Annotated in this window: 19 protein-coding genes; 14 read left to right on the top strand and 5 right to left on the bottom strand. The window is 33.0% G+C overall.

Translation table 11 applies throughout. The features are described 5' to 3' along the window. Positions 1-23 precede the first annotated feature (23 nt). From cysT to GAPWK_RS13320, 3 genes are read left to right on the top strand one after another with little or no spacing between them, the layout of a single operon-like run. A complete protein-coding gene (gene cysT / locus GAPWK_RS13330) occupies positions 24-857 on the top strand; it encodes a sulfate ABC transporter permease subunit CysT (RefSeq protein WP_025316711.1) in 834 nt (277 codons plus the stop codon). A gap of 14 nt (positions 858-871) precedes the next feature. After that, positions 872-1729 (top strand): sulfate ABC transporter permease subunit CysW, encoded by an 858-nt coding sequence (cysW, locus tag GAPWK_RS13325; RefSeq protein WP_025316710.1) that lies wholly within the window; start codon positions 872-874, stop codon positions 1727-1729. Between the two features lie 9 nt (positions 1730-1738). Continuing rightward, positions 1739-2818, top strand: a complete 1080-nt coding sequence (locus tag GAPWK_RS13320; RefSeq protein ID WP_025316709.1) for a sulfate/molybdate ABC transporter ATP-binding protein — start codon at positions 1739-1741, stop codon at positions 2816-2818. 24 nt (positions 2819-2842) lie between these two features. Here GAPWK_RS13320 and GAPWK_RS13315 read toward each other — a convergent pair whose 3' ends face one another. The 5 genes from GAPWK_RS13315 to sat form a co-directional block, all read right to left on the bottom strand. Beyond that, complete coding sequence (locus GAPWK_RS13315) at positions 2843-3796, bottom strand: LysR substrate-binding domain-containing protein (protein ID WP_025316708.1); 954 nt, start codon at positions 3794-3796, stop codon at positions 2843-2845. A 364-nt stretch (positions 3797-4160) separates the two neighbouring features. Then, complete coding sequence (gene cysI, locus GAPWK_RS13310; protein WP_025316707.1) at positions 4161-5927, bottom strand: assimilatory sulfite reductase (NADPH) hemoprotein subunit; 1767 nt, start codon at positions 5925-5927, stop codon at positions 4161-4163. Positions 5928-5974: 47 nt separating this feature from the next. Continuing rightward, positions 5975-7774 carry an NADPH-dependent assimilatory sulfite reductase flavoprotein subunit gene (gene cysJ, locus GAPWK_RS13305; RefSeq protein WP_025316706.1) on the bottom strand — a complete coding sequence of 600 codons (1800 nt, stop codon included), beginning with the start codon at positions 7772-7774 and terminating at the stop codon, positions 5975-5977. Positions 7775-7913: 139 nt separating this feature from the next. Further along, entirely contained in the window at positions 7914-8549 is a 636-nt protein-coding gene (locus GAPWK_RS13300; protein ID WP_025316705.1) for a phosphoadenosine phosphosulfate reductase domain-containing protein, read from the bottom strand. Positions 8550-8598: 49 nt separating this feature from the next. Next, on the bottom strand, positions 8599-9759 hold the full coding sequence (sat, locus tag GAPWK_RS13295) for a sulfate adenylyltransferase (RefSeq protein ID WP_051516291.1): 1161 nt from the start codon (positions 9757-9759) through the stop codon (positions 8599-8601). A 980-nt stretch (positions 9760-10739) separates the two neighbouring features. On the opposite strand from sat, the gene GAPWK_RS13290 reads away from it, so the two are divergent. The 11 genes from GAPWK_RS13290 (at position 10740) to GAPWK_RS13240 (ending at position 24145) form a co-directional block, all read left to right on the top strand. Next, positions 10740-11843 carry a DNA cytosine methyltransferase gene (locus GAPWK_RS13290; RefSeq protein ID WP_038517616.1) on the top strand — a complete coding sequence of 368 codons (1104 nt, stop codon included), beginning with the start codon at positions 10740-10742 and terminating at the stop codon, positions 11841-11843. A 107-nt stretch (positions 11844-11950) separates the two neighbouring features. After that, positions 11951-13912, top strand: a complete 1962-nt coding sequence (locus GAPWK_RS13285; RefSeq protein WP_025316702.1) for a DUF262 domain-containing protein — start codon at positions 11951-11953, stop codon at positions 13910-13912. Continuing rightward, positions 13897-15039, top strand: coding sequence for a DUF3696 domain-containing protein (locus GAPWK_RS13280; protein ID WP_025316701.1), 1143 nt, complete (start codon positions 13897-13899; stop codon positions 15037-15039). Before GAPWK_RS13285 ends, GAPWK_RS13280 begins: the two co-directional genes overlap by 16 nt. Then, positions 15029-15922, top strand: coding sequence for a hypothetical protein (locus GAPWK_RS13275; RefSeq protein ID WP_025316700.1), 894 nt, complete (start codon positions 15029-15031; stop codon positions 15920-15922). The genes GAPWK_RS13280 and GAPWK_RS13275 overlap by 11 nt, the downstream gene beginning before the upstream one ends. A 56-nt stretch (positions 15923-15978) precedes the next feature. After that, on the top strand, positions 15979-16704 hold the full coding sequence (locus GAPWK_RS14355) for a PA3715 family protein (protein ID WP_146206944.1): 726 nt from the start codon (positions 15979-15981) through the stop codon (positions 16702-16704). Between the two features lie 366 nt (positions 16705-17070). Continuing rightward, positions 17071-18942 (top strand): beta-glucoside-specific PTS transporter subunit IIABC, encoded by a 1872-nt coding sequence (locus GAPWK_RS13265; RefSeq protein ID WP_025316698.1) that lies wholly within the window; start codon positions 17071-17073, stop codon positions 18940-18942. Positions 18943-18945: 3 nt separating this feature from the next. Further along, a complete protein-coding gene (locus GAPWK_RS13260; RefSeq protein WP_025316697.1) occupies positions 18946-20409 on the top strand; it encodes a glycoside hydrolase family 1 protein in 1464 nt (487 codons plus the stop codon). 17 nt (positions 20410-20426) lie between these two features. Beyond that, positions 20427-21263 (top strand): PRD domain-containing protein, encoded by an 837-nt coding sequence (locus GAPWK_RS13255; RefSeq protein WP_025316696.1) that lies wholly within the window; start codon positions 20427-20429, stop codon positions 21261-21263. A gap of 163 nt (positions 21264-21426) precedes the next feature. Further along, positions 21427-22707, top strand: coding sequence for an MFS transporter (locus tag GAPWK_RS13250; protein ID WP_025316695.1), 1281 nt, complete (start codon positions 21427-21429; stop codon positions 22705-22707). 13 nt (positions 22708-22720) lie between these two features. Beyond that, positions 22721-23581 carry a pyridoxal kinase PdxY gene (pdxY, locus tag GAPWK_RS13245; protein ID WP_025316694.1) on the top strand — a complete coding sequence of 287 codons (861 nt, stop codon included), beginning with the start codon at positions 22721-22723 and terminating at the stop codon, positions 23579-23581. Positions 23582-23638: 57 nt separating this feature from the next. Next, positions 23639-24145 carry an STY0301 family protein gene (locus tag GAPWK_RS13240; protein ID WP_025316693.1) on the top strand — a complete coding sequence of 169 codons (507 nt, stop codon included), beginning with the start codon at positions 23639-23641 and terminating at the stop codon, positions 24143-24145. Positions 24146-24224: the final 79 nt, after the last annotated feature.

Below are 24224 nucleotides of genomic sequence, written 5' to 3'. Positions count from 1 at the left end.
TATGAGTTCTAAAGGTATAAGTTATGAAAGTGGTAAGCTTTAAACAACAACGCAATATACCCGGATTTAACTTAACGTTAGGTTATACTTTAACCTTTCTTAGTTTGATTGTTCTTATTCCGCTATTAGGCTTGTTTATCTATTCAACTAAATTATCTTTTCATGAATGGGAAAAGTTATTAATCAGTAAACAATTTTTATTAGCGCTAATACTTTCATTAAGTACCGCATTGATAAGTGCGGGTTTAAACAGCTTTATTGGTTTATTGTTAGCTTGGGTGCTGGTGCGTTATCGTTTTCCAGGACGCAAAATAATGGATATCTGTATCGATATCCCATTTGCTTTGCCAACTGCGGTAGCGGGTATTGCTTTAACCGCAATTTATGCTCAAAACGGTCCTATTGGCTATTGGTTTAGTTTTAAGATCGCTTATACGCCAATTGGTATTACCTTAGCACTCTTATTTGTCACGCTGCCGTTTGTTGTCCGCACTTTACAACCTGTAATGGCTGACTTGCCACGCGAACAGGAAGAGGCTGCCAGTCTGCTTGGCGCATCACCTCGGAAAATTTTTATGCATGTTATTTTACCCGCTATTTTACCTGCTTGGTTAACTGGATTTACGCTCGCTTTTGCTCGGGCTATTGGTGAGTATGGTTCTGTCGTTTTTATTGCTGGAAATATTCCATTTAAAACAGAAATCTTGCCGTTATTGATTGTCTCGAAGCTTGATCAATATGCTTATGATGCTGCTGCCGCCATAGGCATAACCATGTTATTGATCGCTTTTATACTATTATTTTTAATGAACACATTACAGCGAAGACTTAACCGTAATATTAATAAAAATAACTGACTATAGGTAAATTTATGCCAATATTGCCAACAAACCCAATAACCGATAAAAAACAAGCACTGACCAGTGTACAGATATTATTAATACTATTAGCGATATTATTGTTTTTAATTTTGTTATTTTTACCGCTCTTGGTAGTGTTGGCTCAAGGGCTTGCCAATGGGATAACGGCTTTTTGGCAGGTGATCACAGAATCAGATACCTTAGCAGCTTTTAAATTGACACTTATTGCTGTTGGAGTGGCGGTGCCTTTAAATGTCATATTTGGTGTGTGTGCTGCTTGGGTTATCACTAAATATCAGTTTAAAGGTAAACAGATATTAATGACCTTAATTGATTTACCGTTCTCTATCTCTCCCATTGTTGCGGGTTTAATCTATGTATTGCTATTTGGTGCACAAAGTGCATTTTATCCCTTTTTACAGGCATGGAATATCCAAATAATTTATGCCATTCCCGGTATTATCTTAGCAACCATTTTTGTTTCTGTTCCTTTTGTCGCAAGGGAATTGATTCCAATAATGATGGCGCAAGGAGCCCATGAAGAAGAGGCTGCCAGTGTTCTTGGCGCAAATGGTTGGCAAATTTTTTTCCATATCACATTACCAAATATCAAATGGGCATTGATGCATGGCGTTGTTCTTTGCACGGCTCGCTCACTCGGTGAGTTTGGCGCGGTATCCGTTGTTTCTGGACATATTCGTGGTTATACCAATACGTTACCCTTACATGTAGAGATTTTATACAATGAGTACAATATTGTTGCCGCATTTAGTGTTGCGATTTTGCTATTAATTATGTCGCTTACATTACTATTGATTCGTCAATGGATTGAACGACGCTTAGTTAATGAACTTTATATAAGTCACTAAGGGGTAGCTATGGGTATTTCACTACAGAATATTAATAAAAGTTTTAAAAACTTCGATGCCTTAAAAAATATTAACTTTAGTATAAAACAAGGCGAATTAGTTGCACTCTTAGGCCCTTCAGGGTGTGGCAAAACCACATTACTACGCATTATAGCGGGTTTAGAAACAGCCAGCTCAGGCAAAATTTATTTTGCCGATACTGATGTAACACAGCTGAGCGCTAAACAGCGAGATATTGGATTTGTGTTTCAAAATTATGCACTTTTTCGCCATATGAATGTGGCAGAAAATGTGGCATTTGGATTGAAAATGAAACCAAGATCAATACGACTGAGCAAAACCGCGATTGATGAGCGGGTTAATCAGTTACTTGGATTAGTTCAGCTAGAAAATTTTGCTAAACGTTATCCTGACCAACTATCTGGAGGACAACGACAGCGAGTTGCTTTAGCACGAGCTTTGGCATCAAAACCTAATGTTTTGTTGCTTGATGAACCTTTTAGCGCCTTAGATGCTAAAGTTCGTAAAGATTTAAGACGCTGGTTGCGTGATTTTCATCATGAACTGAATGTTACTAGTATCTTTGTTACGCATGATCAAGAAGAGGCGTTAGAAGTTGCTGATAAAATAATTTTAATGAACCAAGGTCAAATAGAACAAATAGGCACGCCAGCAGAAGTTTATAAACAACCAAAAACAGCATTTGTTGCGCATTTTTTAGGGGACGTCAATCTATTACATGGTTACATTGAAAATAATACCTTAATTATTGGTGATTTCCGAAAAGATATGAAAGAGCAAGGTAATTGGGCTGATCAGTCTGCTATCGCTTATGTTCGACCTCATGAAATCAGTATTGCTAAAACGGCCAGAAAGAATGATATCCAAGGGCAAGTAGTACGCATCCACACCGCTGGACCAACGGTTTTTTTAGAAATTGCGGTAGAAGGACAACCAAAGCATATTGATGTCTCGGTAAGTTATCGTCAATATGAACAACAGCAAGTTGAATTGGGCGACAATATCTATTGGCAACCGATACTTGTAAATATCTTTGTTCAAGATGAGCTGTTTGAGTTTATGATTTAATATGTATCGTTTTATTAATATAAATTAAATCTGATAATCAGGCATTTTGGAATGAGTCTGATCAAATAGAGCATGATTTTTAATATCTTCCAATGAAAGCTCTTGATTACATAATTGAATAAAACGCCAAATATAATTACGTTGTAATTTATGACGCTTTAAGCCAAGCCAAGTAACATGTGACTCAAACAGATGTTTTGCATCTAGTTGAACCAAGTTTACATCATATTCAGGGTTATACATTTTATTGCCTAAAATACCAATTCCTAAACCTAATTCAACGTAAGTTTTTATAACATCAGGTTCTTGGACGTTCAATGATATATTAGGTGCCAATCCTATCGCTGAAAATGCTTTATCGATGCTTTTGCGAGGAAAGATCCCTTGTCGATAAGTAATTATGGGTAAGGGTTGCAACATATCTAATGTTACTTTGTCGGCTTTGGTTAAAGGATGATCTTTCGGTGTCACAATCGAGTAATGCCAACGATAAAAAGGGTAGGTAGCAAGAGAGCTGTTATCAACTCTTTCATTATCAATACCTATATCTGCCTCGCCTGAAAGAAGCTGGGCAATAATCTCACTTGATGAGCCTTGATTGATAATAATATGGACTTTCGGAAAAAGTACTCTAAATGATTTTATAATGTTAGGGAGGATATAACGAGCCTGTGAATGGGTTGTTGCGATTACTAAAGATCCTTCATCCGCATTTGAAAAAATGGTCGATAAACGGTGTATGTTATTAATTTCATTTAAAATACGTTCTGCAATCACGACCAGTTCTAATCCTGGTTCAGTCATATTAATTAGGCGTTTTCCTTGGCGGATAAAAAGATCAATATTGAGTTCTTCTTCTAACTCTTTAATATGTCGACTTACTCCAGATTGGGAGGTGTATAAAGTATTTGCTACTTCGGTTAAATTATAATTACAACGCGCTGCTTCTCGAATAATTCTTAATTGTTGTATGTTCATGATAGCGATCTTCCAAGAAAAAATTACTTTATTCCCATCGATATAATTGTATTGCATTAATTTAAAATAATTTGCTGTATATAATTAATAACATGTACTAAAAAGTGAATTATTTAAAACAACGGATCGCCACCCAGCATTAACACTGTTATCAAACTGGTTATAGGCAGGTTATCTAATTTATAAATTATGTTTGTTATTAATTTTATTGATAAAATTAGATAGTTTAATAACTCACTTAAGTATAAAAGAACATATAAAAAAGACAAATATGATTAAGTAATAACCATATGCCTTATTGCTATATATGTTTTTTATCAGCAAATAAGCACGTCATAAGGTTCTACAAACCTGTAGATGATCTTTAATTAACGACCTGATAAAAATCAATTGCTGAATTTATTACTGGTTTGACAATTTCATGACGGATAACAAAATCGCCAAAACCTTCGTCTTTATTGCGATGAATTGACCAAGCTTCAATTAATGGTTCTAGCGCTAATAAAATTTCATCAACACTTACGTTTTCTTTATATAAACGTGGAATTCGTGTCCCTTCTCGATTACCACCAAGATATAAATTATAGCGACCGGGAGCCTTACCAACCATGCCTACTTCCGCCAACATTGCTCTTGCACACCCATTAGGACAACCTGTCACTCGTAAAATAATATAATCTTCAGATAAGTGATGCTGAGTTAAGATTTGTTCAATTTGAGTGACAAACGTCGGTAAAAATCGTTCGGCTTCGGCCATAGCAAGAGGACAAGTTGGGTAAGAAACACATGCCATGGAATACTTACGTTGTAATGTGATCGTATCGTCAAGCAGTCCATACTCTCTGGCAATTTTTTCAATGGCTTCTTTTTGTTGTTCAGGAACATTAGCAATAATTAGATTTTGATTAGCGGTAATGCGTAAATCACCTTGATGAATTTTAGCGATCTCAGCAACACCCGTTTTTAATGGTTTGTTTGGATAATCAAGCAACCGTCCATTTTCAATAAACAGCGTTAAATGCCAGTTATCATCAATACCTTTATACCAACCAAATTGATCACCTCTTTGAGTGAATTTATAAGGTTTACTGGTCAAAAAAGCACTACCTGCGCGTAGCTCTACCTCTTTTTTAAAGTTTTCCACACCGACACGTTCAAGTGTATATTTGGTTTTGGCATTTTTGCGATTATGACGGTTGCCCCAATCGCGCTGTGTGGTAACAACGGCTTCTGCAAAAGTCAGCACTTTTTCTACTGGAATAAAACCAAAATCATCCGCTTTACGAGGATAGGTTGTTTTATCTCCATGAGTCATTGCCAAACCACCGCCAACTAACACATTAAAACCTATCAATTCACCTTTTTCGGCGATAGCGACAAAACTAAGATCATTGGCATGAACATCAACATCATTAATAGGTGGGATAACCACCGTAGTTTTAAATTTACGCGGTAAATAAGTTGAACTTAAAATGGGCTCGCTGTCGGGTGTGGGTAATTTTTCACCATCTAACCAGATTTCAATATAAGCATGGGTTTTTGGTAAAAGATGTTCTGAAATTTTGCTTGCCCAGTAGTAAGCTTGTTGATGAACTTTTGATTCTACTGGATTTGAAGTACATAAGACATTACGATTAACATCGCCAGCGGTGGCAATCGAATCAAGTCCTATATTGTGTAATAGTTGATGAGCTGATTTAAGATTGCGTTTAAACAGGCCATGAAACTGAAATGTTTGTCGAGTAGTCAGCCGAATACTGCCATACTTAGTTGCTTCGGTGGCAAATTTATCAATCGTTAACCACTGTTTGGGAGTGATAATCCCTCCCGGTAGGCGGCAGCGTAGCATCATGTTGATCAGTGGCTCAAGTTTTTGTTCTAGGCGTTCTTTACGAATATCTCTGTCATCTTGTTGATACATGCCATGTAAGCGGATGAGCTGAGAATTATCACTATTAAAGCCACCTGTTAAACCATTATTCAAATCGTCAACGATGGTGCCGCGTAAATAATTACTCTCTCGTTTAAATCGTTCAGAATCCGATAATGGTAGATCTGAGACATCATTTTGCGGTGGTGTTAAATTTACCACTTGAGTTAGGGTAACTGTTTTAGGTTTATTATTGCTCATATTACATCACTCAATAAATTAAAATTAGTTGTTATGTCGGTTGTGTGTTAATAAACATCTCGTTGATAGCGTTTTTGACTTCTTAATTCATCCAGATAGTTGATGGCCTGCTCTTGATTGTATTGAGCTTGAGTCATCAGAATTTGTTGTAGTGCTAAATCAACCGCTTTTGCCATACGCTTTGCGTCACCACAAACGTAGATATAGGCACCTTGTTGTAACCATTGCCAAATCTCACTGCCTTGAGCAATTAATTTATCTTGTACATATATTTTCTCGGCTTGATCTCGTGACCATGCAAGATCGATATTCGTTAACAGACCTTCTTTAACATAATTTTGCCACTCCACTTGATACAGAAAATCAGAAATAAAATGCGGATTGCCAAAAAATAACCAATTTTTACCCGTAGCGCATTGAGCACTACGTTGTTGTAAAAAAGCTCTAAATGGTGCAATGCCAGTGCCAGCAGCAATCATGATGATTGGTGTGTTTGTATCATTAGGTAATCTAAAGTTATCATTATGTTCAACAAAAATTTTTACTTGATCTTGGTCGGCAATTTGATTGGCTAAAAAGTTTGATGCACCGCCAGTACGCGTTTTACCTTCGATCTGATAACGCACCACATTTACGGTAAGATGAACTTCGTCTCCAACTTCATCTTGCGCTGATGCAATGGAGTAAAAACGAGGTGTTAGAGGTCGAAGCAATGCAACTAATGTTTGTGCGGTAAGATTGCTTTGATAACGATTAAGCATATCAACAAGTGGTAATGTTTGACTCATTTCAATCAAAGCTTCTCTGTCTTTGATTAAGGTAAGCAGTTCAGGATTTTGAATTGCTTGGGCATATTTCTCAATAATAACGGGTGTATTTTGAGTCAATTCAACATGCTCAATTAGAGCCGTTTTTAAGGTAATTTGTTGACCATTGTGTTCGATAGGCTCATCACCTGTAAGTTGAATAATATTAAGAATTTCATCCACAAGCTCATTGCTATTTTGATACCAGACTCCTAACGCATCGCCCGGTTGATAGTTAATATCAGAACCGGTAAGGTCAAATTCAATATGACGGATATCTCGATCCGAATCGCGAGAAGTAATTTTTTGATTGACATTAACGGGTGCAATAAAGGGATTATCGCGGTGATAAAGGCTACTGTTAACAACGACGCTACTTGAAGTATTATTTTCTGTTAGTGATTTTGAAGTCGATTGTTGTAGACTGCTAAGTTTATCAATTACAGCTTGTCGCCAATTGGTACTTACAGTTTGAAAATCCGTATCAGCATCAACGCGTAATAACATACGCTGAGCATCTAATTCAGCTAATCGTTGATCAAAATCTTTAGCAGCTTGACAGAATTTTGGATAAGAAGAGTCACCTAAACCCATTACCGCAAATTGTAGATTTGCCAATTTAGGGGCTTTGCCAGCAAAAAGGTATTTATAGAGTGGTAATGCTTCTTCTGGTGGTTCGCCCTCACCTTGTGTTGAGGTAATTAAGATTAAAATTTCTTCTTGACTCAATTTTTTGGCTTTGTATTCGCCAGCAGGCAGATGAGTCACTTCAATACCTAAACGCTCAATATCTTGAGTTAAATCATTTGCAACTCGACGAGCATTACCTGTTTGTGATGCTGATATAATCGTAACTTTTTTCGCTTGCTCAACTTGCGTTACGTTGGTGGCAGTTGTGATATTCGGTAACGCTTGTTCATTTGAACTTTTTTCCGCAATTCCCCATAAATATCCAGACAACCAAGCGAGCTGTTTATCACTGGACTTTTCAATAATTTTTTTTAATTCATCACAATTAAAAGGAAAATGTTGTGTGCTCATGTGATTCCCTTATCTGATAGCTTTTGAGCTATCGGTAAATTGCTAGTGCCTAGCAACCTTAAAATGTTCTGTTAAATCCTAATAATATTGTTTTACTCAACAACTATCAGCAAAGTCCAATGTGTATCTATTTATAAAATCAGAAAGTTATTTTATGTAAGCCACACTCTCTACCTTGCGGTCCTTTAGTCGGATCGACATAATCCATCTCATTAGGTAAATTAAGTTTTTCGATATAGTTCTGCATATCTTGACTTGTCCAATCGAGTAGTGGGGCAATCTTAAATAAATTATCTCCTGCTTTTGTCACAATATTTAACTCCTGCCTTAAGGCTGATTGTTCACGACGTAACGCAGTAAACCACAGCGTTGGTTTGAGTGTGGCTAAAGCACGATTAAACGGCTCAATTTTGACAATTTGGGTAAACTCGGTATGTTCTGGCGTATCTAATTCAGGTAATCCACCGTATCGCACATCTAAATAAGCTGTCGTTCGTTGTGGTACAAAAATATGTAGATTAAGATTAAGTTGCTTTGTAATTTTATTGGCAACACGATAGGTCGCATTTGTTGCATAACCATTATCAACCCAAACAACCTGAATATTTGGGTCAACTTGAGTAACAAGATGAAGAAGCACTGCTTCATATGGTCCAAAATGGGTACTAATAATACTTTTGACTGGAATATCTTGTTGCTTCTTTAATGCCCACTCAATAATGGTTAACGGTGACTGATTTTGTAATTTCTGGTTAACTTTGGTTAAATCTAGCATGGCTTTCCTCTTTATCAACTTATCGATGAGTAATTATTTATTTTGCATATTACTGGTTTGCCCATTGGTATAATTCAGCAACGACTTCTGGGCGACTAAATGTTTCAGGTATGGGTTCTTTTGTTTGCAAACGCCGTCTTACCTCGGTACCTGAAATAAGAACACGATCATCACTGTCATGTGGGCAAGTTTTGCTTGATGCCATACCTGCACATTTATGGCAATAAAATGTCCAGTCAATTTTGATTGGTTTAATGAGTAAATCCTCATCCCGTAATTGGGTAAAAATATCTTGTGCAGCAAACGGCGAATAATAATTACCAACACCAGCATGATCGCGACCGACAATAAGATGGCTACAACCATAGTTTTGTCTAAAAAGGGCATGCAACAACGCTTCTTTAGGACCTGCATAACGCATATCTAAAGGATACCCAGAATGAACAACGGAATCAGGCACAAAGTAATTATAAATTAGCGTATTAATAGCTTTAAGACGAATATTTGCCGGTACATCACCTGCTTTCAAATTACCAAATAGAGAGTGGATAAGTACCCCATCAAAAAGCTCTAATACTGTTTTGACTAAATATTCATGTGAACGATGCATAGGGTTACGAGTTTGAAAGGCCGCGATTTTATGCCAACCTAACTGATTAAAACGTTCTCTTGTCTCTTGTGGTGTTAATGCATATTGACCAAATTGCGTTTTAAAACCATTATCATGGAAAACACGCACTTTACCGCCTAAATTAACAGGTGGCTGAGCCATAAGCATCGCAACGCCAGGATGATTTTTATCCGTTGTTGTAAACACCTGCATCGCTTCAAATTGTTTATCTGGTCGATAAATACTATCAACATTCAAAATACCAATTATCTGCCCATCGGGTGTTTTAAGGGCAATATCATCTCCCAATTTTAAGGTATCAGCTTGAGCATCGGTCACGGATACTGTGATAGGAATTGGCCAAAAAACACCATTTGCTAAATGCATATTATCGCAAACACTGCGCCAATCTTCTTCCCGCATAAAACCATACAGTGGCGTAAAACCGCCAATTCCTAACATCACTAAATCTCCAGCTTCACGACTTGATAGCGTAATTGCGGGAAGATTTTTTGCATAATGCTGTAATGCCAATCGATCATCGTCTTTAACAAGAAGTGGTTGTAACTGGTCACTGGCGTGAGGAGGGATCAAAGCCATAATGTTTCCTTACCTATCTAGTTTTTATTAAGCTTAATTAAAAACGATTATCGAAAAATAAGGAAATATCAATTTTACATACCATTATGCGATTTACGCATATTCATAAATTGGTTTAGGTTTGTAATGTAGTAGCAAGGAAAACCATAAAAAGAAATGAAAGAACAAAAATATCTAATTTAATAGCTTTAAAAAATACCTTAAATGAAATTTAGAAAATTATATTTTTTATAGAACAAGTTTTATAGATGAGCATTTTATTTAACTAATATAAATTGTTTATATTTCCTAATATTAAATTTTTTATATCAATAATGATAATGTTTTAAAATAACTCTTTGATTGATGCTCAGAATATTTATTATAAAATTTTAAAACATTTTTATTGATGTTATTTATGTCTAAATTATTTTTGATAATACCCAATTGGTTTTGTTATACATCTTAATCAAATAAAATTTAATTTATCCTATACTATACTTTTATTAAACGAAATACTAAATAAAAATATATTAAATATATAGATTAATATATTTTTTATTTTAATTCAGAATGGTAGTAATTCTTTTATTTCCTCAAAAGCTAAAATAATTGAAAATTTATAGTTGATATATGAAACTCTCAGATACAATCATTTGATATTTATAGAATAGTACTGAATAAAAATTTTAATTAGTAATTTTGTTATAAAACTAAAAAAAATATTGTAGTGATATAATGCAATTTCTCTCTTGAAATACTATTTAATAGTTAAATGATTTTACAGAAAAAGTTTAATATAGTTATATTTTTTATATATCTATAAAATACAGTTCGTTATAAAAAAAGAATAGTTTAATTTGCCTAAATTTGTAATTTTGTTTGTAATTTATGAATTTAAACTTTATTACTATTAAGGATAATAGTTGTCCTATGTTAGGATGGTTGCTTGTCTTCTTTACACACATTAAATATAAATGTACTAATATCAAAGGATATCTATGAGTAAAACAAAAAAAATACCAATTTTATCTTTTTTCGCTGGTAGTGGCTTTTTAGATCTCGGATTTGAAGATGCTGGATTTGATATTTGTTACGTTAATGAGTTTTATGAACCATTCCTTGATGCTTACAAATTTTCCAGAAGTAAAATGGGCAAAAAATTACCTAAATATGGTTTTTTCTATGGTTCTATTGATGATTGCTTCAATGGGAAAGAGTATCAAAAACTACAGAAAATTTTAGAGAAAGAAAAAAAAATAAATAATAATTCTTTTATAGGTTTTATTGGAGGGCCTCCATGTCCTGATTTTTCTATTGGTGGAAAAAATCGAGGAAAAAATGGTGATAACGGAAAATTATCCCAATCTTATATTAATTTGATATGCAAACTAAAACCTGATTTTTTTATTTTTGAAAATGTTAAAGGGCTATATCGAACAATTAAACATCGTGAATTTTTTGATATGCTCAAAAGGCAATTAGAAAATAGTGAATATATATTAACAGAAAAATTAATAAATGCTTTAGAATATGGTGTTCCCCAGAATCGCGATCGAATTATTTTATTTGGAATTCAAAAAAATTTTCTAAAAAATAATTCTATTTCTGATTTCAACTGGAATAAATCTATAATTTATTCTAAACAAGAAATATCTTCTTTTAATTGGCCGGATATTGGTGAAACTGACTATGACATTAGAGCACCAAAAGAATTAACTGTTGAATACTGGTTTAATAAAAATAATGTTATAAATCACCCAAATATGATTCATGTTTTTAATGCAAAAGCAGGATTAAATAAATTTAAAACTATTTTGGAAGGAGACAATAAAAGAAAGTCATTTAAACGATTACATCGTTATAAATTTTCTCCAACAGCTGCTTATGGTAACAATGAAGTTCACATTCATCCTACAGAACCAAGAAGAATATCTGCAGCAGAAGCTTTAGCTATTCAATCACTACCAAAAAATTTCTGCTTACCTCCAAATATGACATTGACAAATATGTTTAAGACGATCGGTAATGGGGTGCCTTTTCTAGCCGCAAAAGGTGTAGCTGATAGTGTATATGATTTTTTGGATAAAATTATAAAATCATAAAACTTGCAAAATTAATTATTAATAATACTATTAATAAAATAGTTTCTTATTAATTTTATGTAATATAGTATACGTTAAAATTTCTTTTATTATGGAAGAAAATAACAATGAAAAAATTTGAGGATATTTTATCTGATATAAAAAATTTGATTGGGCTTCAATTGCAAGCAATAAATAAATCTACAGGAATACTTCTTTTAATTGATATTGATTTAGATAAAAGAAAATATTACGTCAAAACACCTGAGTCATCACGTATAATACCTCGTGGACTTAATGAATTAGAAAAAATATGGAAAGCCTTGCTGAAAAATGGGTTTGCGAGTGTTGAACAAACATTAGGTGGTTCTAATTCAAATAGGCATAATCCTGAAACAATATTTGCTAATTTACCTTATATTCAATTCTTCTATTTTAATGGAAAGAAACATTTAATATTACGAGAGAAATATATCCATAATTATGGAACAATATCAGAATTATCTCTATCTGAAACTAAATCAATAAAGAAAAAAATTGATAATTTTATTAATCTTGACATAAAAGAACGATATGCACTTTATGAAAAGAATATTAAGGACCTTTATAATCAACTTGATATTATTCTGAAAAAATTTCCTGGAGACATAGAAATTCTCAAAGTAGAATCGACATTAAACCAATTGTCCTCATTAACAGCCGATTTAAAAAATGCAATTGTTAGTTTAGATGCTGATTATTTATTTAAAGATGTTATAAGTAAACTTTCTGAATATAAACCTGTAGATAAATTAATTGATGATGAAAGCATTACAGGAGTTGCAAATGAAGATGAAGATGAAGATGAAGATGAAGATGAAGATGAAGATTTAAAACCTGAAATAAATAAAGAAAATGGTACAAAAATAAGACATATAACCCCGACTATTTCTTTATTATTTGATCGTATAAATTATGATGAAATTGAACTTCAACCCGATTTTCAGCGTAAAGATAGGATTTGGACATTAGATAGAAGATCAAGGCTTATTGAATCTATTTTAATGGGATTACCTCTTCCTGTTTTTTATTTTGCTGAAAGACCAAATGGAAACTGGATTATTGTAGATGGACTTCAACGTATTACCACAATCTATGACTTCATGAGAGGAGATATTACTCTTCGGAATCTAAAAAGATTAACCTATTTAAATAATAAAAAATTTAGTCAATTAGAGCGTTCAGAACAACGTAAAATTAGAGAACACCAAATTACTGGGCATTTATTAGAAGTTGATGATATAAATAATGAGATTATTGTCGAATTATTTCATCGCATTAATACATATGGAGTAAAATTAAGTGATCAAGAAATACGATCTGCATTAAATAGGGGAGATAGTGTTCGATTTATTCGCTACTTAGCTCTTCAAGATGAATTTAGCTCAAGTACAACAAGAAAAGTGAGGCTTGATAGACAAAAAGACATGGAGTTATGTTTAGATGCAATTTCATTTATTATGTTTGGTTATAAAAACTATAATGAAAATAAATTTGATACATTCTTATCTAATGCAATGAAGTATTTAAATAAATTTAATTTCAAATTAGTTTCAGTTTTGGATGAAGATCTAGATTTACCTAACATTGAGAAAGCAGATGATATTTATAGAATATTGATACGTAAATTTAATCAAGGATTATTGATTTCAGAACATATATTTGGAAAAGATGCTTTTAGAAAAGAAAATATTTCATATAAAAACTCACCAATTAGTAAACCTCTTTTTGAAGTATGTGTAGCAGTTTTTTCTAACTTAGATAATACAGAAATGAATAGAGTCATGACATTTAAACAGCAAATTTATGATAAATTATTTGAAGCTATTCACACTAATTCAACAGAATATGCTGAATGGATTTCAAAACAATATCAAGAACAAAATCGAGGATTTTATTATTCTATTTCTAATTCTACAGGTAAAAAAGTAACTATATCTTATCGATTTGATTTTTTCATAAATATGTTAAATGATATAACAGGTCTTAATATTTCTCTGAAACCAATTTTAAATTATCCAAAGGAATTGCCTAAATGCTTGACAAAATAAAATTAAAGAATTTTAAATGTTATCAAGAGATTGATTTAGAATTAAAAGGTTTGAATATATTTTGTGGGGCTAACTCCTCAGGAAAAAGTGCGATTATTCAGGCTATTGCAATGTTTTTACAATCTGATAATGAAAGCAAACTTACATTTGATGGAAAACTTGTTAATTTGGGCAATTATAAAGATGTATACAATCACTTTATTTATAATGATGAACCATTGGAGATCACAATTGGTATAAAGAATAATTTATATACTTGGAGTAATAATAATAATCAAGAATATTTGTTTCTAAAAAATAAAGCTGAACATTTAAAAACACTAAAAAAAGAAATTTCAAATAATTATCAATTCATTATTGCTGAACGCCTAGGCCCAAGAAATAATTATCCTTTTTCCTCTTCTAGAAGTTCACAATATTGGTTAGGAACTAAAGGTGAATATACAGCTCAAGTATTATCATTATTATCTAATAGTATAACGTTTAACAATATAACAAGAGAAAGAATAAATGACATAGCACAGGAATCAAATAGTTCTGATTCTTTAAAAGATCCTCGCATTCATCCGAAAGTAAATACCAACGTCATAATAAGAAATATTGAAGCATGGTTAAAAGAAATTACACCTGATATTGAAATTTCTTCACAATCTATAGAAGAGGCTGTAATAAGTTATACTAGCTTTTCTACTGAAGACACAAATTATAAACCTATACATGTTGGATTTGGATTAAGTTACGCTATAAGCATTATAACTGCACTATTATGTACTACTAATGGAGGTATTGTAATTATAGAAAATCCAGAAGCTCATTTACATCCACGAGGACAAAGTTACTTGGGAAGATTAATTGCTGCCACAGCAAAGGCTGGAGTTCAAATTATTGTGGAAACTCATAGTGAACATATAATAAATGGGATTAGAGTTGCCATAAAATTAGATAAGAATTATCCAACTAATTTAGTTCAGGCATATTTTATTCAAAAGGAAAAAAATAGCCAACCACTTATTAATAAATTAGTTTTTGATAATAATGCTCAATTATCTCAATGGCCACAAGGTTTTTTTGATCAACAAATAATAGATCTCAAAATACTTATGACAGGAAAAGAAGATGGAAAGTGAAATATGTATATCATATTATTCTATTAATTCAAAAAATTTGTCATTATTTTCAGACTTTGAAAAATTAAAAAATAAATTAATTGGATTAAAAGATGAAATCGGTAAAGGAATTAGAAAGCTATCAATTAGTTGTGATTTCATAATAGGACATGAAAATAGCATTTTTGGAGAAAATGGTAATTATTCTTTAGATACAAGTTCATTAATAAAGTTATTTTATGATGGTTCTCTCGGATCTAATTTTTCAGAGATATCCTCTCAAAAAATGATTCAAAATATTCTCAATAATAGTTTCGCAGTAGGAAAAACTTATTATTCAGCATATTGTTTAGAATATAATCTTTTCTGGCCAAATATAGACAAAAAATTTTGTCTTCATTCTATCGAGGACATATATAATTTTGATTGTGAAATTCTAGCTAAATATCCTCTAAATAATGATAGCTTCATTAGACGCTCAATTACTATTTTTAATAAATTATATTTTAGCGAAAATTGTTATAATTCATTAAAAAGTATAAAAACTAATGATATCACCTATTTTTCTATTCCCTTTGTTAATGTTCTTTCTTCTTTACAAAAATGTGCTCCTGATATAAAAGATTCACCAAGTAATCAAAAAGATCTAAAACTTATAGGTTCCACATGTAATATCGAATGTACTCCTCAGGGCTCAAATAAAGAAAGAAATAACTTTAGTTTTTCATTTAAGTTAGAAGACGATACCAATGAAATAGTATTTTGTGAATATCATTTAAAACTCGATAAGTGTAATAACGATGGAGATTCTCATTATTATTATAATAGAATATATTTCGGGTTAAAAACAACCATAAGCAAAGGAAAAATAATTTGTATTGGTCATATTGGAGGACACATTTAAAATATTAATTTACTCGCTTTTTAACTACGTTAAATTTTTAATAATAAAAAACACCAATGAAAAACACCCAAAAATTACTATTACTCATCACTCTTAGCTTTCCTATGGTGAGTAATGCTGACTGTGAAAAATGGATTGATTATTTACTTGAAAAATATCATTCTTCTCGCGAGAGTGATAAGGCAATTTGTAAGATCTGGCCTGCTGATGAAAGTAAAACGATTGTGGTTTTACCGTTTCCTAATGATATTGAAGGGACAATTTTTTATGATCTTGATGTGTTGCTTGTGGATACGCAAAGTGGTGAATTAATTGCTCATAATTGGCAACAGGATGCGTTTGTTAGTGATGCTATTGAATTAAATAATTTTGAAATCGATACGGCTCGTTATCAACTTAATAATGAATCTCGAGCTTTTGGTGTTCGTGCCAATTCTGCAAATCGTTCCCGTTATGTTCCTATTTCTCAACAAGTAATTAATCTTTATGTGCAACAAAATGAAAAATTGAATCTCGTTGTTAACAACTTAATGCTAAATAACTCTGGTGGTGAATGGTATGATTGTGATGGTGAATACAATAGCCGTAATGCTGTTTTACTATTAGGGAAAAATACGACCAATAATTATAAAGATCTGATTGTCTCATATAATGAACAAAAAGAAATTGGTAAAAAAAATAGCGAAGGGGAATGTATTGAAGAGATAACTAAATCAGCAAAAAGAAAATACACATTACGTTATAATGGTGTTGAATATCCTTTACCCAAACCAGTATATTAATATCTAAGTAACCAAGATCCTCTACTCAAATCAAAACGTAAAATGGACAGATTCTAGTTTTAATATTCTGTCCTTTATTTTTAATTTCATAATTGATTCTTTTAGAATTTATTTACTTCATATCTTAATAAATTAAAACAATTAGTTAACTTAACAGTTATTCTGTGATGGTGATTGAGATCTAGTTCACAATTCTTCTAAATCAAAATTGACTCAGTATCTATTGTATGTTTGTATGCTATTAAACAGGCATGTGACTGGTAAAGCAGGCAGGACCTAAATAAATTGTATATGCATAGCTGCATTTTACTGTTTATCTAGGTCTTGCTTTTTTTTTACCACGAACAAGAGCAATAGGAGATAGTAATGGATTATCAAAAAATAGCAGTAACCATTCTAGATAATATCGGTGGCAAAAGTAATATAGCGCATTTAGAACATTGTGCAACAAGACTAAGATTCACCTTAAAAGATGATAATCTAATAAATCTTCCTGCTTTAGAAAAAATTGAGGGTGTTATAGGCGTACGGCAAAACGTTCAATGCCAAATTATTATTGGTAATGATGTGTTTGAAGTTTATAACGAAATTATTAAATTAATCGGAAACATTAACGTAAATAGTACTAATAATCAGCCTAATAGCAAGAAAAAAATAAGTGCTATTTTACTCGATTTTCTTGTTTCTATTTTTCAACCGTTAATTCCAGCAATTGCTGGCGGTGGTCTGTTGAAATCTTTTGTAATATTGTTTGCCATGCTTGGATTGATAGATGAGAATGGGTCCAATTATAAAATTTTACAACTAATTGGTAGTGCACCTTTATATTTTTTACCCATCCTTGTCGCATTTACCACCGCTAATAAATTAAAAGTAAATCCATTAGTTGCCGCTTCTGCCGTAAGTACTTTAATCCTCCCTGATATGGTGGTACTACTAAAAAATGACAGCACACTCTTCTTTTTACCTTTAGAAAATATCAATTATGCATTCCAAATATTTCCTGCGATTTTAACGATCCTTTTTTATTCTGTTGTTGAAAAATTTTTTACTAAATATTCATTTAAAGTTATTCGTCTCTTTTTTGTCCCTATGATGAGTTTAGTCATTACTGTACCTGTCTCTTTACTATTACTTGGTCCTCTTGGATACAATGCAGGTGTGATATTTTCTAAATTTATTATATTTTTTTATACCCATTTTTCATGGATTACAACAGGATTGTTAGCTGCGGTACTTCCTTTTATGGTTGTGGCGGGCATGCATAAAGCAATGCTTCCTTATGCCATTGATGCAATGGGTAAAACTGGATGTGAAATGTTATATATGCCAGCTTCTTTGGCACACAATATTGCGGAGTCAGGCGCTTGTTTTGGCGTAAGTATTAAAACTAAAAATAGTAAATTAAAATCGGTTGCTTTATCTGCTGGAATATCGGCTCTTTTTGGTATTACCGAACCAGCACTATATGGTGTGACAATCGTAAATAAAAAAATTCTTTATAGCGTGATGACTGCTGGATTAATTGGTGGGGCTTTTGCCGGCATTATTTTACTAAAAGCATTTGTTCTTGTTGGTCCCGGTTTAGCCAGTATGACCATGTATATTGATAAAGACAATGCGATGAACATAGTCTGGGCTTTTGTCACTTTTGGAATATCCTTTTTAGTCGCATTTATTCTTTCTGCGCTATTTTTCACAGATAGTATTGATGCAGATGATGAAAATTCAATTAACAACACAAAAAATACAATTAAAGATGAAGCTATAGAGATTAGAAGTCCGATTAGTGGTAAAGCTATACCAATACATGACATTAACGATAATGTTTTTTCAACAGGAATTGTTGGTCAAGGTTTAGGTATTATTCCTAATGAGGGAATTTTAAAATCACCCTGTAAAGGAGTTATCTCTATGATCTTCCATACTAAACATGCTCTAAGTATTAAATTAAATAATGGGGCTGATCTGCTTTTCCATATAGGAATCGATACAGTACAACTTGATGGTGATGGATTTGAGACACTGGTTAATGTTGGCGATATTGTCGATATTGGTGATGATTTAATTAAATTCGATATCAATAATATTAAAAATCATCAATTGGATCCTACCGTAATTTTCTTAGTCACCAATCCTGATGACTATACTATTTCTACTTTTAATGAAAACAAACAAGTAACTAACGATGATATTGTTCTAGAAATAAAGCCGAAAATATTAAGCAAAGGAGAGTAACATATGAAAAATTTAGCATTCCCAGATAATTTTTTATGGGGCGGGGCGATTGCAGCCAATCAGATTGAAGGCGCATGGAATATTGACGGCAAAGGACTTTCTGTTGCGGATATGGCAACTTATAAACCAAATGTTGATGTCAAAGATTATACTGCGCATGTGGCGGTAACCAGTGAAGGTATAATAGCTGCGATAAACGATCTTTCTGATAAAAATTATCCTAAACGACGAGGTATTGATTTTTATCATCGTTATAAAGAAGATTTAGCGCTTTTTGCTGAAATGGGATTTAAGACATTACGCTTATCAATTGCTTGGACAAGGCTGTTTCCTACTGGCGAGGAACTTACGCCTAATCCTAAAGGAGTTGAGTTTTATAAAAATGTCTTTAAAGAGATGAAACGACTTTCAATAGAGCCAATCGTTACGTTATCGCACTATGAAATGCCGATAACATTAAGTATTAAATATAATGGTTGGGTAAAACGTTCAGTAATTGATGATTTTGTCCGTTTTTCAACAGCTTGTTTTGACCATTTTGGGGATTATGTAAAATATTGGTTAACCTTTAATGAAATAGACAGTATTTATCGTCACCCTTTTACAACGGCTGGAATTATTCCTGATAAATGTAAAGACGGACAGCTTGAACAAGATATCTATCAAGCTTTACATCATCAATTTGTGGCAAGTGCACTGGTTACCAAAATCGCCCATGAAAAAATCCCAGATTGTAAAATAGGCTGTATGCTCACTAAATTAACCACTTATCCATTGACGTGTAAGCCAGAGGATGTGGAATTGACGTTGCAAAAAACGTTAGACAATTACTTTTATACTGATGTGCAAATTAAAGGCGAATATCCAAAACTTATATTGACCTATTTACAACAAAAAGGAATTGATATTAAGTTTGAAGAGGGCGATCAAGAAATACTTAAACAAAATACCGTCGATTTCTTATCTTTTAGTTACTATATGTCAAAGGCTGAATCTACAAATCCGGATGCTGATCGCATACCCGGTAATACAATTATAGGTGTTAAAAATCCTTATTTAAAATCCACCGAATGGGGCTGGCAAATCGATCCAAAAGGACTAAAAATTTCACTAATTGAACTCTATGACCGCTATAATATTCCAATGATGATTGTCGAAAATGGTATTGGTGCAATTGATAAGTTAGAGGGCGACACCGTTCATGACCATTATCGAATTGATTACTTTAAAGAACATTTTAAACAAATGAAAGAAGCCATTGATGAAGGCGTGGATTTAATTGCTTATACCAGTTGGGCACCAATAGATTTAGTTAGCGCCAGTACTTCGCAGATGTCCAAACGTTATGGTTTTATCTACGTAGATCAAGATGATGAAGGTAATGGAACTTTAGCCAGATTTAAAAAAGAGTCATTTTATTGGTATAAAAAAGTGATTGAAACCAATGGTAAAGCTATTTACGACTAATAGCTGGAGAACAAACAATGATTTTGGTGGTAAAAGTATTAAACTCTAGTGTCGTTTTAGTTGAAGAAGAGGGTATTGAAAAAATCGTATTAGGGAAAGGCATTGGTTTTGGTAAAAAGCCCGGTGATACCATTGATGATGAGCGAGTGGATAAAATATTTTTAGAAAAAAATGTTAAGCTCGCTTATATCACCGATTTAGCGAAAGAAGTTCCTTTTCAATTTTTTCAGATAACCAAAGAAATCATCACATTAGCTGAAAACAGCTTAAACAGAAAACTGAATAATAATATTTATTTAACACTGACAGATCATATTTACTTTGCGGTTGAACGAGTTAAGCAAGGTCTGTTTATACCCAATAAATTATATTGGGAAATAAAAAATTATTATCCGCAAGAGTTTAATATTGCTAAGCAAGCTATTGAGTTACTCAATACCAGATATGATCTCGCTTTTCCCGAAGAAGAAGCGAGTAATATTGCATTTCATCTCATTAACGCTCAAACCACCAGCACGCAAAATCTTAATACGTTTCAATATGCCAAAATGATAAATTCAATAGTGAATTTGGTGAAATATTCCGTTGGCGTGCCAATAGATACCTCATCAATTCACTATACCCGTTTTATTACCCATATTAAATTTTTTGTAGAACGATTTTATGCTAATAATCAGTTACAAGAAGATAATAACGATCTTTATGAACAAATATCCTCGCTTTATCCTTATGCAATGCATATTGCAGAGAAAGTAAAACAGTACATCGATCAAACTTATCATAGCTCAATATCCGATGATGAGGTGGTCTATTTGGGGATTCACATTAATAGACTAATACGCAATACCAAATGAATAGTCTTAGAGGTTTATCTAAACAGGTAACGCTAAAGTAAGCAATCCTTTTTAGATAATTTTCCTTCCTTATCCGATAACAAATTGTGATATTGATGGTTTTGTGTTAGTTTCTTTGTCACTACCTACTTACTTTAGTCATTGACTTATCCAAGGTCTGTTTATGCCCAATTCATCTGCTAAAAAAGTCGCTTTTGCTGCTTTTATTGGTACCACAATTGAGTGGTATGATTTTTATATCTATGCGTTAGCATCAGTATTAATTTTTGGTCAACTTTTCTTTCCTTCTGATAATCAATTTGTGCAAGTTTTAGGGACATTTGCCACCTTTGCGGTCGGTTTTTTATCGCGTCCTTTAGGTGCAATCCTTTTTGGTCATATTGGTGATCGCTTAGGGCGCAAAAAATCGTTAATCATTACTTTACTGTTAATGGGAATTGCGACAACGTGCGTTGGTTTATTACCGTCTTATCAAGAAGCGGGAATCATTGCGCCGATACTGTTAGTTGCATTACGAATTTTACAAGGTGTTGCTGTTGGTGGTGAATGGGGCGGAGCCGTATTAATGGCGAATGAACATGCGCCAAAAGGGCTGAAAAACTTTTTTTCATCGTTTGCCCAGTGGGGTAGCCCTGCGGGTAATATTTTAGCATTGTTGGTTTTTTCTTATATTATTGGTTTACCGATTGATCAGCTAATTAATAATGGCTATTGGCGCATTCCTTTTTTAGCCAGTTTTATTTTGTTAATTGTTGGTCTTATCGCTAGGGTTACCTTAACCGAATCACCGGTATTTATCGAATCATGTAAAAAACAAGCAAGCCTAAAAGAAAAAGAATCCGTACCAATTATTGATGTGTTTAAACAAGCAACTCCAATACTGGTATTAGCCATTTGTGCCAATGTGCTGTCATTTAGTGGCATATTTTCTAATACGCTAATGATTGGTTATACAACTATGGCTCTCGGTGTTGAAAAAAAGACTATCGTTGATGCGTTATTTTGGATAGCCGTCGTGCACTTTATTGCTCAGCCTTTTATCTCTTATTTTTCAGAAAAGTTTTCGGCAACGCGCTTTTTAATTGTGTCAGCCATTTTGGCTATGGCATCAGTCTTTTTATTATTCCCGATTATTCAATCAGGAACTAAAATCAGCTTTATTATTGGTATTTCGTTAAATGTGATTTGCTACAGTGGTTTTTATGGTGTGATAGCGGGTTATTTAAGCCGAATTTTTCCAACCAGAATTCGCTATACTGGTCTATCGATGAGCTATCAAGGTTGCGCTGCCATATTTGGTAGTTTAATCCCAATGATAGGAGCATACATTATTTATACCTATAAAACTTACTGGTTACCACTCGCCTTATTTTATTGTGGTTTAGCATTGCTATCGATTATAAGCATCTATCTTTTAAGTAAGTATCACTATTACGATGAATAAAAGGCAACTATCTATGAAAACCGTTTTATCAATTCAATCTAATGTCGTGTATGGTTATGCGGGTAACAAAGTTGCTACATTAGCCATGCAATTACAAGGCGTTGAAGTCATGCCCATCCACACAGTGCAACTATCGAGTAATACGGTTTATCCCGATTATGATGGTATTGTACTGGGTGCTCAGCAGATTACTCGAATAGTAAACAGTTTAGAAAAAATCGGCGTTCTAAACTCAATTGATGCCATCATATCAGGATATATCGGTCTTGCCGAACAGGGTGAAGAGATCCTCGAAGCGGTAAAAAAAATAAAATACTATAACCCAAATGCCATCTATGTGTGCGATCCCGTAATGGGAGGAGACATTAATAAAGGCAGTTCGCTACCGCAAAATATAATTGATTTTTTTACTAAGCAGGCTATCAAACACGCAGACTATATCACGCCCAATTTATTAGAATTGCAATTATTGTCGAATATCGAAATTAAGACGTTTGACGATGTACAAATGGCAATCAAAAAGCTACAAAACAAATCTATCCAGGCCATATTAGTCAAAAACTTAGTTCATGCAGGTAAAACTACAGAATTGTTTGAAATGATTTTAGCTACACCATCGCAAAGCTATCATCTTGCCCGACCATTATATGATTTTCCTTATCGTCCATTAGGTGTTGGGGACTTAATTTGCAGTTTGTTCACTGCCCATTTAGTTAATGGCAAATCACAACTAAACGCCTTTGAATTGGCCGCTAATGCTGCAAATCATGTGTTAGCTGTGACAAAACAAAAAGATGCACGAGAACTGGCAATCATTGATGCTCAAGAGTGGATTAAACAGCCCGATTTACAGTACCGTGCAATAATGTTATAAAAAACTAACTTCCAATTAAAATTATATTTAAGTTATCAATATAATTGATTGAAAATTATGAAATATATTAATGATGATTTAAGAAGGGTTGATAATATGAAAGGCAAAATAGTCAGTATTAGTTTAATTGCAATCGCTTGGTTAGGAGCGGTCAGTACCGCCAATGGCTACGAAATTGATTGCCCAGCTAAAATCAACATCAAATTTGATCATCCCGAGCTGGAAAATATTCCTGAGGGCTGGCAAGTTTCGGATAAAAAAGATCGTAGCCTTGCGCTCAGTAGTCTTGGTGTTTATTCTGATGAACCAGTTAAATTGTTTCAGTTAAAGCCTGAAATTGGAATTATTGATGGCAAAAAACATGATATCACTTGGCAAGTCAACTCGGTCTATGATGAAGGTGGCAACTACGTTAGTTGTAGCTATAATGGCGATGAAGTCCAATTGATAAAAAAAATCGATTCATCGATGAAAAGCTGCTGGGCGGATTATTCAAATGATAAAAACCAAGCCATAAAAGTCAAACTTATCTGTAGTACAAGTGAATTGCAAAAGGTAAAATAAATCTGGTTTTTTTATTTTAAATACTTTAACTTATTTAAATATAATTGAATTAAAATTAACCTTAAATTTATCTAAAATA

This window comes from Gilliamella apicola (genome assembly GCF_000599985.1).
Lineage (GTDB): Bacteria > Pseudomonadota > Gammaproteobacteria > Enterobacterales > Orbaceae > Gilliamella > Gilliamella apicola.
This window is presented reverse-complemented; position numbering and strand designations above follow the sequence as displayed.